The organism is Aliidongia sp., assembly GCF_035943795.1.
Classification (GTDB): Bacteria; Pseudomonadota; Alphaproteobacteria; order ATCC43930; family CGMCC-115725; genus Aliidongia.
On sequence record NZ_DASZBY010000017.1, the window covers coordinates 20,234 to 32,528 of the forward strand.

General features: G+C 67.2%; 14 protein-coding genes. 10 read left to right on the forward strand and 4 right to left on the reverse strand.

The features are described 5' to 3' along the window. Positions 1-43 precede the first annotated feature (43 nt). From moaA to VGV37_RS02680, 4 genes are all read left to right on the forward strand, one after another. The gene (gene moaA / locus VGV37_RS02665; protein WP_326878060.1) at positions 44-1,036 is read left to right on the forward strand and encodes a GTP 3',8-cyclase MoaA; all 993 of its coding nucleotides are present in this window, start codon (positions 44-46) and stop codon (positions 1,034-1,036) included. A 49-nt stretch (positions 1,037-1,085) separates the two neighbouring features. Beyond that, positions 1,086-1,874 (forward strand): NAD kinase, encoded by a 789-nt coding sequence (locus VGV37_RS02670; RefSeq protein ID WP_326878061.1) that lies wholly within the window; start codon positions 1,086-1,088, stop codon positions 1,872-1,874. Between the two features lie 61 nt (positions 1,875-1,935). Continuing rightward, complete coding sequence (gene argE / locus VGV37_RS02675; protein WP_326878062.1) at positions 1,936-3,096, forward strand: acetylornithine deacetylase; 1,161 nt, start codon at positions 1,936-1,938, stop codon at positions 3,094-3,096. 17 nt (positions 3,097-3,113) lie between these two features. Then, positions 3,114-4,094, forward strand: a complete 981-nt coding sequence (locus VGV37_RS02680) for a hypothetical protein (RefSeq protein ID WP_326878063.1) — start codon at positions 3,114-3,116, stop codon at positions 4,092-4,094. Between the two features lie 18 nt (positions 4,095-4,112). Here the strand turns inward: VGV37_RS02680 and VGV37_RS02685 are convergent, their stop codons facing one another. Together VGV37_RS02685 and VGV37_RS02690 are read right to left on the reverse strand one after the other, a co-directional pair. Then, the gene (locus VGV37_RS02685; RefSeq protein WP_326878064.1) at positions 4,113-4,640 is read right to left on the reverse strand and encodes a hypothetical protein; all 528 of its coding nucleotides are present in this window, start codon (positions 4,638-4,640) and stop codon (positions 4,113-4,115) included. 455 nt (positions 4,641-5,095) lie between these two features. Further along, positions 5,096-6,100 (reverse strand): aspartate-semialdehyde dehydrogenase, encoded by a 1,005-nt coding sequence (locus VGV37_RS02690; protein ID WP_326878065.1) that lies wholly within the window; start codon positions 6,098-6,100, stop codon positions 5,096-5,098. 275 nt (positions 6,101-6,375) lie between these two features. On the opposite strand from VGV37_RS02690, the gene VGV37_RS02695 reads away from it, so the two are divergent. Beyond that, entirely contained in the window at positions 6,376-7,248 is an 873-nt protein-coding gene (locus tag VGV37_RS02695) for a succinylglutamate desuccinylase/aspartoacylase domain-containing protein (RefSeq protein ID WP_326878066.1), read from the forward strand. Positions 7,249-7,255: 7 nt separating this feature from the next. Here the strand turns inward: VGV37_RS02695 and VGV37_RS02700 are convergent, their stop codons facing one another. Then, complete coding sequence (locus VGV37_RS02700) at positions 7,256-7,894, reverse strand: LysE family translocator (protein ID WP_326878067.1); 639 nt, start codon at positions 7,892-7,894, stop codon at positions 7,256-7,258. A gap of 149 nt (positions 7,895-8,043) precedes the next feature. Between VGV37_RS02700 and VGV37_RS02705 the strand changes: the two genes are divergently transcribed. The 3 genes from VGV37_RS02705 (at position 8,044) to VGV37_RS02715 (ending at position 10,372) form a co-directional block, all read left to right on the forward strand. Beyond that, positions 8,044-8,601: a helix-turn-helix domain-containing protein gene (locus VGV37_RS02705; protein WP_326878068.1), complete on the forward strand. Its 558-nt coding sequence runs from the start codon at positions 8,044-8,046 to the stop codon at positions 8,599-8,601. A gap of 92 nt (positions 8,602-8,693) precedes the next feature. Continuing rightward, entirely contained in the window at positions 8,694-9,335 is a 642-nt protein-coding gene (locus VGV37_RS02710) for a glutathione S-transferase (RefSeq protein WP_326878069.1), read from the forward strand. A gap of 50 nt (positions 9,336-9,385) precedes the next feature. Continuing rightward, complete coding sequence (locus VGV37_RS02715; RefSeq protein ID WP_326878070.1) at positions 9,386-10,372, forward strand: pyridoxamine 5'-phosphate oxidase family protein; 987 nt, start codon at positions 9,386-9,388, stop codon at positions 10,370-10,372. A gap of 16 nt (positions 10,373-10,388) precedes the next feature. On the opposite strand, the gene VGV37_RS02720 is transcribed toward VGV37_RS02715, so the two are convergent. Then, positions 10,389-11,306, reverse strand: a complete 918-nt coding sequence (locus VGV37_RS02720; protein ID WP_326878071.1) for a LysR substrate-binding domain-containing protein — start codon at positions 11,304-11,306, stop codon at positions 10,389-10,391. Between the two features lie 118 nt (positions 11,307-11,424). On the opposite strand from VGV37_RS02720, the gene VGV37_RS02725 reads away from it, so the two are divergent. Beyond that, positions 11,425-11,826 (forward strand): tautomerase family protein, encoded by a 402-nt coding sequence (locus tag VGV37_RS02725; protein WP_326878072.1) that lies wholly within the window; start codon positions 11,425-11,427, stop codon positions 11,824-11,826. Positions 11,827-11,854: 28 nt separating this feature from the next. Next, positions 11,855-12,283: a hypothetical protein gene (locus tag VGV37_RS02730; RefSeq protein WP_326878073.1), complete on the forward strand. Its 429-nt coding sequence runs from the start codon at positions 11,855-11,857 to the stop codon at positions 12,281-12,283. Positions 12,284-12,295 lie beyond the last annotated feature (12 nt).

Below are 12,295 nucleotides of genomic sequence, written 5' to 3' on the forward strand. Positions count from 1 at the left end.
TCGGCCCTTGTTCCGCGCGCATTCGACCGACATATTAACGCACATGATCGATCCCTTTGGGCGAACCGTCAGCTACTTGCGCGTCTCGGTCACCGACCGATGCGACTTCCGCTGCGTCTATTGCATGGCGGAGGACATGACGTTCCTGCCCAAGCGGGACGTGCTGTCGCTGGAAGAGCTCGACCGCCTGTGCAACGCGTTCATCCGCCAGGGTGTGCGCAAGCTGCGGCTGACCGGCGGCGAGCCGCTGGTTCGCCGCAACATCATGTGGCTGATCAGGAACCTGGGGCGCCAGGTCGAGCGCGGTGCGCTCGACGAACTGACGCTGACCACCAACGGCAGCCAACTCGCCAAATACGCCGACGACCTGGTGGCCGCGGGGGTGCGCCGGATCAACGTCTCGCTCGATACGCTGGACGAGCGGAAATTCGCCGCCATCACGCGCTGGGGCCGCCTCGGCCAGGTCATGGACGGCATCGCGGCGGCCAAGCGCGCCGGGCTGCAGATCAAGATCAATACGGTCGCCCTGAAGGGCGTCAACGACGGCGAGTTCGACGAGTTGGTCGCCTGGTGCGGCGCCGAAGGGCACGACCTCACCTTCATCGAGGTCATGCCGATGGGCGAGATCGGCGGCGACGCGCGGCTCGACCAGTACCTGCCGCTGAGCCAGGTGCGCGGACGGCTGGCCGAACGCTGGACCTTGACCGAGAGCGACCATCGCACCGGCGGCCCCGCCCGCTACGTCACGGTCGGCGAGACCGGCGGGCGGCTCGGCTTCATCACGCCGCTGACCCATAATTTCTGCGAAAGCTGCAACCGCGTGCGGCTCACCTGCACCGGGACGCTGTACATGTGCCTGGGCCAGGAAGACGCGGCGGATCTCCGGGCCTCGCTGCGCGCGTCCGAAAGCGACGAACCGCTCGACGCCGCGATCCAGGCGGCGATCGCGCGCAAGCCCAAGGGCCATGACTTCGTCATCGATCGCGGCCATCATGGGCCCGCCGTGCCGCGCCACATGAGCGTCACCGGCGGCTGACCGCCTTGTTCTTCCAGATCTGCGAAAGCGCCCCGATGATCGCTCGTTCATGTCGGTAACCCGGACCGGCGCGCCCGTGCCGAAGATCGCGATCGTCGCTTCGGAGGCGGAGGCCGCCCAGGCGGCGCTGGCCGACCTGGAGCGCCGCTACCCCACGGTCTCGCTCGACGAAGCCGACGTGATCGTGGCGCTGGGCGGCGACGGCTTCATGTTGGAGACCCTGCATCGCCACATCGAACGCCACCTGCCGATCTTCGGCATGCATCGCGGCTCGGTCGGCTTCCTGATGAATACCTATGCGCCGGAGAACCTGTTCGAGCGCCTGTCGAAGGCCGATACCGAGCGCCTGCATCCGCTCGCCATGCAGGCGACGACGGTGGATGGCGTCGTGCACCAGGCGCTCGCCATCAACGAGGTCGCTCTGTTGCGCCAGACCCGCCAGATGGCGAAGATCCGCATTTCGGTCGATGGCGTGCAGCGCATGGACGAACTGATGTGCGACGGCGTGATGGTCGCGACACCCGCCGGCAGCACCGCCTACAACCTGTCGGCCCATGGCCCGATCATCCCGTTCAGCAGCGGCGTGCTGGCCTTGACCCCGATCAGCGCGTTCCGCCCGCGGCGCTGGCGCGGCGCGGTGCTGCCGCACAAGGTCACGGTCACGTTCGACATGCTGGAGGCGCAGAAGCGGCCGGTCAGTGCCGGTGCCGATTTCATCGAAGTGCGCGACGTCATCCGCGTCGAGGTCCGCGAAACCCGCGAGACCAGCCTCAGCCTGCTGTTCGACCACGAGCATAATCTGGAAGAGCGCGTGCTGAAGGAACAGTTCGAGAGCTGACGCCAACCCGGTTTCGCGCGCATAATCCTGTCGCCCCCCGAAACAACGCCCGAGTTCCGCCATGGCCGCGCCCACCAGCATCGAGATGATCACGAAACTCGTGGGGTTCGACACGACGAGCCGGGACTCGAACCTGGCCCTGATCGATTGGGTCGAGGGCTATCTCGCCGACCTGGGGATCAAGTCCGACCGTTCGTGGGATGCCGACCGGCGCAAGGCCAATCTTTTCGCGACCATCGGGCCGGAGGACAAGCCGGGCATCGTGCTGTCCGGCCATACCGACGTGGTGCCGGTCGACGGCCAGGACTGGACCAGCGACCCGTTCGAGCTGGTCCAGAAGGACGGCAAGCTCTACGGCCGCGGCGCCTCGGACATGAAGGGCTTCCTGGGCGTCGTGCTGGCCAAGACGCCGGAGTTCGTGCGCCGTCAACCGAAGACGCCGCTGCATCTGGCCTTCACCTATGACGAGGAAGTGGGCTGCCTGGGCGTGCGCACCCTGCTGGCGGACCTGGCGCGTCGACCGGTCCGTCCGCGCGCCTGCGTCGTGGGCGAGCCGACCTTGATGAAGCCGGTCATCGGCCACAAGGGCAAGCAGTCGGTGCGCTGCCACGTCCATGGCCTGGAATGCCATTCGGCCCTGGCGCACCAGGGCGTCAATGCGGTCGAGGCGGCAGCCGAACTGGTCGCCTACCTGAAGGGCATGGCGCGGCGCTTCCGGGACCAGGGACCGTTCGACCCGGACTATTCGCCGCCCTATACCACGGTCCATACCGGCAAGATCCAGGGCGGCACCGCACTCAACATCGTGCCCAAGGACTGCAGCTTCGATTTCGAATTCCGCTATCTGCCGAGCGAGGATCCGGCGATGCTGTTCGGCGAGGTCCAGCGCTTCGCCGCCGAGAAGCTGCTGCCCGAGATGCGCGCGATCTCGGCCGCTGCCGGCTTCGATTTCCAGGAGCTGTCCGGGATGGCCGGCCTGGACATGAGCAGCGAGGACGAGGTGACGCGCCTGGTCATGCAACTGTCTGGCGCCAACGGCACCGGCAAGGTCAGCTTCGGTACCGAGGGCGGGCTCTATCAGGAATTCGGCATCCCGACCATCGTGTGCGGCCCGGGCTCGATCGAGCAGGCGCACAAGCCGGACGAATGGATCGAGATCGAGCAGCTCGTCGCCGCCGAGCGCTTCATGGACCGGTTGCTCGACCACGCCGCCCAGGGCTGACCGGCGTGGGATCCAACATGGTCACCATTCCGGTGATCGACGTGCCGGCGACGGAGGAGCCTGCCGTCGCCTCGGCCCGCGCCGAGCCGGAACGGCTGCAGTTGCTCATGACGGCCGCGCGCCGGACCTACACGCCGATGGGCATGCGCTTTGCCGATACCCGCTCACGCCTCTGGTCCGGCCGGTCGACCAGCCCCTATGCCGAGGCGGTCCGGTCGGTCGATCAGGCGATGGGCCGGCCCGGCGCGTTCCTGCTGAACTATTCCTACGAATGGGGCTGCACCACCGGCGCGGTCGATGATGCCGATCTCGGCGGCACGACCTTGCTCCGGACGCTCGACTGGCCGTTCGACGGGCTGGGCCGGTCGCTGATCGTGGTGCGTCGGCAGGCGGAAGCCGGCACCTATCTCAGCGCGACCTGGCCCGGCTTCGTCGGCGTGCTGACCGGCCTCGCGCCCGGCCGGTTCGCCGCTGCGATCAACCAGCCGCCCCTGCCCTTGCCGCGCATGGGCAAGGCGATGGGCTGGCTGGCGGCGCGGGTGCGGGTCAACCGCTCCGACGCGCTGCCGCCGACCCACCTGCTGCGGCTCGCCTTCGAGACCTGCCGCACGTTCGATGATGCGGTCGCCTTGCTACGGGATACCCCGATCTGCCTGCCGGCGATTTTCACCATCGCGGGAACGGAGCCGGGCGAAGCTCGCGTCATCGAACGAACGGCGGATGCCGCGTTCGAACCCGACGAACCGGCGGCGGCCAATCACTGGGCCTCGCCCGGGGGCCCGGCGGGGCGGCCGCGCAATGCATCGAGCAGGGAGCGCCGGATCGCCATGTGCGGCCTGTTGGCCACGGGGCATGGCTGGTCGTTCGATTGGCTACAGGACCCGATCCTGCTGCCGGACACCCGCCTCGCCGTGATGGCCAATCCCAGGACGGGCCGGATGCTGGTCCAGGGCTGGGAAAAAGCCGGCCCGGCAACCGCCGTGCTCGACCTAGTCTGAGAGCACGGCAATCGGCCGTCAGTGGCCGCCGCAACTCGCTCCGCCGCAGGAATGGCCGCCGCAGGAATGGCCGTCGGAGTCGCTGCCGAAACTTCCGCCGCATCCGGAATCGCCCCAATCGCCTCCGGCGGTTCGGTGGAGCGGCGACGCCATCGCCTGGAAACTTTCGACGCCCGACGCGATTGCGAGGCCCAGAATGGCGGCATTCGAGAGCGGCCGGTCTCGCGGAACATCCCGTGCCGCCCGCGCTCCGTTCAATCCCGCCCAGGCCGAAATTCCTTCGAGGCCCTTCAGGACTGCGTCGGTGCTGTGCCGTGGTTCCTGCAGCCAGGCCGCTGCGGCGTCATCGGCCGGGTAATGATGGAACGGACGGCCGAAGATGCGCCGCATGTCCCGGTCGTACGCTTCGGTATGAAGGATATGAGCGTGCCACGCCTCGTCGCACAACTCGCTGGTCGGCGCCACCATCCTGTCCGGGCTCGCCGCAGCAATCGCCAGGAACGCCAGATATTCGCAGACGGCGACTTCGGCGGTCGCCCAGTCCATTCCCACTTCGCGCCGTAGCCGGCGAAGCAGCGGTGCACGATAGATATCCGAGATCGCCTGCACCTGGTCTGCGCGGATCCGGAAATGTCCGATCGTATCGACCTGGATGACCCGTCGACGATGGCGTTCTCTGATCGTATCCGAAATTTTACCGAGCGCTTTAGCTCCAGACAAGGCAAACTGAAAAATAGAGGAAAGAGTCCTGACTGCCGTCATCTTTCACCACATTCTTATTCCCTACGGCCGAATTGCCGTTGGCATTACTTGATCTTCGCGGGGAATATGTGAGAAAGCGGACTTCAGAACAAACGGAAATAATACAGGGCTAACGCCGCGAGCCATGCGCAGACGGGCTAAGAGCAATCGATATTCTGGTCGCGAAGTTCCGGCACCGCCCGGTAGCACCGTCATCCCCGCTCGGGCGGGAATGACGGTGGAGTCGAGGCGGGCAGCCCTTAAAGCAGCTCGGCGATCTGCACCGCGTTGAGCGCCGCGCCCTTCAGCAGCTGGTCGCCGGCCACGAACAGGGCGATCGACCGGCCCGAGGGATCGGAGATGTCGGCGCGGATGCGGCCGGCCAGGATGTCGCCCTGGCCCGAGGCGTCCTTCGGCATCGGGAAATAGTTCGCTTCCGGATCGTCGACCACGCGCACCCCCGGTGCCGTGGCCAGGATCCGGCGGACCTCGTCGGGCGAGATCGGCCGTTCGAACTCGACATCGAGCGCGATCGCATGGGCGCGGAGCACCGGCACGCGGATGCAGGTCGAGCTGATGCGGATCGAGGCATCGCCGAAGATCTTGCGGGTCTCCTTGACCATCTTCAGCTCTTCCTCGTTATATCCGTTCGCCGGATCGATCCTGGTGTTATGGCTGAACAGGTTGAACGCGTAGGCGTGCGGGAAGATTTTGGGCTCGTGCGTCTGGCCCGCCAGGTAGGCGCGGGTCGAATCTTCGAGCTCGGCCATGCCGGCGGCACCGGCGCCGGACGCTGCCTGGTAGGTCGCCGCGATCAGGCGCTTGATCGGGTTCACCCGATGGATCGGCCAGAGCGGCGTTATCGCGATGATGGTCGAGCAGTTCGGGTTGGCGATGATGCCCTTGTGGTGCTTTACCGTCTCGGGATTGACCTCGGGGATCACCAGCGGGACGTCGGCATCCATGCGGAAGGCCGAGGAATTGTCGACCACCACGGCACCGTTGCGAACCGCGACCGGCGCATATTCGCGCGAGATGGCGCCCCCGGCCGAGAACAATGCGATGTCGACGCCGCGGAACGCCTCGGCGGTCAATTCCTCGATCTTGAGCTCAGTGCCCTTGAAGGTCATCGTTTTCCCGGCCGACCGCTTGGAGGCGAGCAGACGGAGCTCGGCCAGCGGAAAGTCACGCCCCTCGAGGAGCTGCAGGAATTCGACACCGACGGCCCCGGTGGCACCGACGATGGCGACGACAGGCTTCGACATGGCTCAAAAGATCCTTCGACCAGATTTCCCGGATGAAACTTACCGGCAGCGCGGCATTTTCAAGCAGTTCGTTACCTTGTCAATTTCGCGCTGCAACAGAAGATTTTCGCTTCTCGCTCGCACTTGGCCGCCAGTCTGCCTACACTCCGCCCGCAACCGCCTGTTATCGTTGGAAGGAGTAGGGTGTGGCCCGCGACAAGGACGCGAATTATCCGGTCGAGCTCCGCGCCCCGGACATTTCCCGGTGGCGCCAGGGGAATATCGGAATTCCCTTCATGACCACGCTCGACAGCGGCCGGCCCGGCCCGCATGCGATGGTCAACGCCATTACCCATGGCAACGAGCTGTGCGGCGCGCTCGCGATCGAGTTCCTCGACCAGACCGGATTCAAGCCGGTGCGCGGCCGGGTGACGCTCGGCTTCACCAACGTGGCGGCCTTCGACAATTTCGATCCGGCCCAGCCGAACGCCTCGCGCTTCATCGACGAGGATTTCAACCGGGTCTGGGACATCGAGGCGCTCGACGGCACGCGGCGCTCGGCGGAGCTGGCCCGGGCGCGGGAGATCCGGCCGCTGATCGACCGGGTCGATTACCTGCTCGACATCCATTCCATGCAGCACGCGACCCCACCGCTGATGCTGGCCGGCATGCAGGACAAAGGCGTGGCACTGGCCCTGCGGGTCGGCGAGCCGGAATTCATCGTGCGCGACCAGGGCCATGCCGCCGGGCGCCGCATGCGCGACTATGCGGCGTTCGACGACCCGGCGAGCCTCAAGGCAGCCCTGCTGGTCGAATGCGGCCAGCATTGGGCATCGAGCTCGTTCACCGTGGCCCGCGACGTGACCCTGCGCTTCCTCGCCTGCCTCGACCTGCTCGAACCCGGCTACGCCGCACAGCACATGCCGAAGGCGACGCTGCCGAAGCCACGGGTGATCGAGGTGACCGAGGCGGTGACGATCGAGACCAACAGCTTCAGCTTCGTCGAGCCGTTCGAGGGCCAGGAGATCATCGCCAAGGCCGGCACGGTGATCGGCCATGACGGTGGCCGCGAGATCCGTACGCCCTACGACGAGTGCGTGCTGATCATGCCGTCGCGCCGGCTCGCCAAGGGCCAGACCGCCGTCCGGCTCGGCCGCTTCGTCGCCTGAGGTCGAACTAGGCGCGCTTCGGCATCAGGCCCGGCATCGCGTGCAGCACGGCGTGGAGTGCAAAGCCGATGAACATCACGCCCGACGCCCGGGTGATCCACAGTTCGTAGCGGCGATAGACCCGCCGCACGGTGGCGGCGCCGATGATCGCGAGCAGGACGGCATAGGCCGCGAGGAATCCCAGGAAGGCGGCGCCGAGCAGCATCGGCATGCTGGCCCAGGTCAATTCCGACGCGTGGCCGCCCAACAGTGCCGTGAAGGTGGCGACCGCGACGGGATAGCTCTTGGGGTTGGTCACGCCGAAGGCGAGGCCACGGATCAGCGGCCGACCGACGCTGGTATCGAGCGTGCCTTCCGCGGTGCGCCGCGCCCGGACCGCGCGCCAGCCGAGCCAGAACAGGTAGCCGCCACAGAACAGGCCCAACACATCGAACAGGAAGGTGCCGATCGCCTGCGCGCCGATGATCGCGACCAGGGCCAGCCCCGACCACAGGAGATCGCCGAACATATGCCCGCCCAGGAAGCGCGCGCCCGCCCCACGGCCCTGGCTGGCGCCGATGCCGAGCAGGGCCAGAACCGCCGGCCCCGGCGTGATCACATAAGCGGCGCCGGCCACTCCGGCGGCGAACAACAAGCTCGAATCCATCGACATCTCCGGCGCGTGACAGCCGGACCAGCGGACCAGATGCAGCGACGGCGGGCAAGACCTTCCTCGCCGACCCCTTGCATAGCTGCTCGCGGTGACGCATATCGGCCGTAACGAATGATCGGTCCAGAAGAGAGTCGAAGACCCCAATGGCGCATCCGAACCTGCCGAAGGACGAGGTGGTCGAACGGTTGACCCGCGTGTTCCGCCGCGAGGGCTACGAGGGCGCCAGCCTGGCGCGCTTGTCCGAGGCGACAGGTCTCGGGCGGTCTAGCCTCTATCATCATTTCCCGCGCGGGAAGGAAGACATGGCCGAGGCCGTGCTGGCCGCGTCGCGCGACCGCATCGCCCGCCTGGTCCTGGTCCCGCTTGCCGCGGACGGGACTGTCCGCGAGCGGTTCGTGGCCATGGCCCGCGGCTTCGGCGAGTTCTACGGCAACGGCAACCAGGCATGCCTGACCGAACTGTTCGGCATCGGCACACCCGGCAAGCAGTTCATTCCCGTGCTGACCATCGGCATCGCGCGAATGAAGCAGGCGATCGGCGACGTGCTGGTCGAAGCAGGATTCGACGACGCCCTGGCCCAGCGCCGCGCCGAGGATGCGCTGATCGCCATCCACGGCGCGCTCGTACTGTCGCGCGCCGGCGGTTCCACTGCCCTGTTTCAGCGCGTCCTCGAAGAACTGCCCGACCGGTTGCTCAGCTAACCATCTCGTAAATTGGCGAGGGCGGCCCTTGACTCAGTCGGCATGATGAAATATGTACCGATCGTTCGGTACATATTTTCCAGGAGTTTCCGATGAGTGCAGTTGCCCAGCCTGCCCAGCCGATCGTGTTCTACGGTTTCCCCAAATCCGGCCACGCCCATCGGGTCGGACTGTTCCTGTCGCTGCTCGACCTGCCGCACGAGGAAATCGTGATCGATCTGGCCAACAAGCAGCAGAAGCAGCCCGAATTCCTGGAGTTGAACGGCTTCGGCCAGGTTCCCGTGATCGACGATGCGGGCACGATCGTGGCGGATTCGAATGCGATCCTGGTCTATCTCGCGATCCGCTACGCCGACGAGAGCTGGCTGCCGCGCGATCCGGCATCGGCGGCCCAGGTGCAGCGCTGGCTGTCGGTCGCGGCCGGGCAGATCGCGGCCGGCCCCGCCGCCGCCCGCATGGTGACGGTGTTTGGCGCGCCGTTCGACCATGACCGGACCAAGGCGATCGCCGACGCCCTGTTCGCGATCATGGAGCGGCACCTGACCGACCGCCTCTTCCTGGTCGGCAACGGCCCGACCATCGCCGACATCGCCGGCTACAGCTACATCGCCCATGCGCCGGAGGGCGGTGTTTCGCTGGCACCCTATCCCCATATCCGGGCATGGCTGGCCCGGATCGAGGCCTTGCCCCGGTTCGTCGCCATGCCCGCGACCAAGGCCGGTCTCGCCGCCTGACCCGCAGCGGCGGAGGGGGCTGGCCCCTCCGCCGCAGTTCGGAGCGCACCATGTCCGATACGTTCATCCCACTCGACGGCTGGGGCCACGACGAGGCGCCGTTTCACGAAGGCGAGCGCGCCATCCAGCGCCGCGTCGGCGTCGAGACGAAGATGGGGCCGCACGGCCGCCGCGCCATCCGGTCTTTCATGCCCGACCAGCATCGCGAGTTCTTCGCCCAGTTGCCGTTCCTGATCGCCGGCACGGTCGATCGTACGGGTCAGCCCTGGGCGTCGATCCTGACAGGCCGCCCCGGCTTCCTGGCGACACCGGACGATCGGACGCTGACGGTCGCGGCCCTGCCGCCGACGGGCGATCCGCTGAACGCAGGACTGGTGCCTGAATCGCCGATCGGCTTGCTCGGCATCGAACTGCCGACCCGGCGGCGCAACCGTGCCAACGGCATCGTCACGCGCCTCGGACCGAACGGCTTCATCGTGGCAATCCGCCAGAGCTTCGGCAATTGTCCGAAATACATCCAGGCGCGCACGCCGGAAACCGTCGGCATCCCTTCGACCGGCGATGCGCCTCGGATCAGCGACGGACTCGACGAGACGGACCGGGCCCTGATCGCCGGTACCGACACGTTCTTCATCGCGACCGCCCACACGGCGCCCGCGGCCGGCTTCGCCGGCGGCGTCGACGTCTCCCATCGCGGCGGCAAGCCGGGTTTCGTCCGGGTCGAGGGCAATCGCCTGACGGTGCCGGACTTCATCGGCAATTTCTTCTTCAACACCCTGGGCAATCTCGCGGTCGAGCCACGCGCCGGTCTGCTGTTCCCGGATTTCGCGACGGGCGACCTGCTCTATCTGGCCGCGACGGGCGAGATCGTTTGGGACGGGCCGGAGGTCGAGCAGTTCACCGGCGCCCAGCGGTTGATGCGGCTCGACGTCACCCGGGCGATCCGCCTGACCGGCGCCTTGCCGTTCCGCTGGTCCGCGCCGGAATATTCCTCGGTCCTGGACCGGACCGGCCAGTGGGGCGCCACGGAACAGTAACGCGGCATTTGTTCCGTCAGGCCGCGACGTCGACGGACGCGACGTCGAACGCGGCGGTCCGCTCGATGACGGTTTCCCGCAGGATCTGCGCCAGATGGCTGACCGCAGGCGGCGGATCGGCCTCGGCGGCATAGAGCACGAGCGGGATCGTCGGTAGTGCCGGCAGGCCCGTCGTCGCCGGATCCAGGATCGAGAGCGTCTTGGGCAGGCTGATCGCCGTCCTGATCGTGATGCCGAGCCCCGCCTCTGTCGCTGCCCAGAGGCCCGCGAGGCTGGGGCTGGTGAAGACCAGCCGCCACGGAATGCCCGCCTGGTCGAGGGCAGCGACGCCCGCCGCGCGGAACACGCACGGCAGTTCGAACGCGACGAGCGGCAGCGGTTCCGCACCAAGCGCCCCGACATTGCCCCAGCCCGGCCGACCGATCCAGGCGATCGAAAGATCGGCAAGGGTCGTGGCATGCGGGGTCTTCCCGCTGCCGCCCCAGCCCAGCGCCAGATCGAGCTCGCCGGTCAGCGTCCGCTCCAGCAGGTTCGCATTGCGCTCGGCCCGCACCTCGACGCGCACCTTCGGGTTGGCGCGCGCAAAGCGGCCCAGCACGGCCGGCAGCCAGCTTTCGGCGAAATCCTGCGGCAGGCCCAGTCGCACCCAGCCTTCGACGTCCGAACTGCGCAGGCTGTCCACTGCCTCGTCATTCAATTCCAGAATGCGCTTGGCGTAGCTGTGCAGGCTTTCCCCGGCCGTGGTCAGCGACAGGCCGCGACCGGCCTTCTGCACGAGCACCTGTCCCACCTGGTCTTCGAGCTTGCGCAGCTGGGTGCTGATCGCCGATTGGGAGCGGCCGAGCCGTTCCGCCGCCTTCGCGAAGCTGCCCAGTTCGAAACCGGTCACGAATGTCCGCAGCACGTCCATGTCGAGATTGGTACGGGTCAGCATTGTTCGATTTCTCCGATGCATGCCTTCTTAACTTCGCAATTTTCAGAAGCATCATTCGTCCATACCTTCCTCTTCGTCAAGCGCTCGATCCCGGGCGCTCCCCGAACCGGAGGGCATCATGCCATTCGTTCTCATCAAGATCGCCGGCCCGACATTGGCGGCGGAGCAGGTTCGCCGGCTGCAGGAAGCCACGACCGACCTGATGGCCGGCGTGCTGGGCAAGAAGCCCGAACTGACCGCCGTGCTGGTGGAGCAGGTCGCCATCGCCGGCTGGTCCGTCGGGCGTGCGCCGGCGTGCGCCGCCGCCCATCTCGACGCCAAGGTGACCGCCGGCACGAATTCGGCAGAAGAAAAAGCCCGCTTCATCGCCCAGGCGAACGCGCTGTTGCGCGGCGTGCTCGGCGCCGACCTGCCGGTCGCGAGCTACGTCGTGGTCGACGAGTTGCCCGCCGATGCGTGGGGTTACGACGGCCTGACCCAGGACCATCGCCGCCAGGCGGCAAGCCGCGCCGCGGCATGAAACCCACCCCGATTTCCGGAGATCGATCATGAATGCATTCCTGCGGCCGGCGTCCCGCTCGGCCCTCGTCCTGCTGGCCCTTGCCGGCCTCGGCGCTTCGATCGCGCAGTATGATCCCAACGTCGCATCCGCCGAGCTGGTGCTGACCCGCTGCTGGTCCTATGCCATCGCGATCGGCCTCGCCGTGGCGGCGCGCCTGGCGCCCTCGCCCCGGATCGGCGGCGGCTTTGCGCTGCTGAGCGGCGCGGCGTTGCTGTTCGCCACGGCCGCCGCCCTGGTACAGGTCGCCGTCTCGTCCGGAATGGACGAGAGCATCGGCTTCACCGGCTACAACGCGGCGTTTTCGCTGCTGCTCGCGGTGCTGGCCCTCGGCGACGGGTTGGCGAAGATCGTGCTGCCCCAGCGCAATGCAGCGCCGGCATCTGTCCGGTTCATGGCGCAGACGGCCCGGCCGTGACGGATGGCGGCG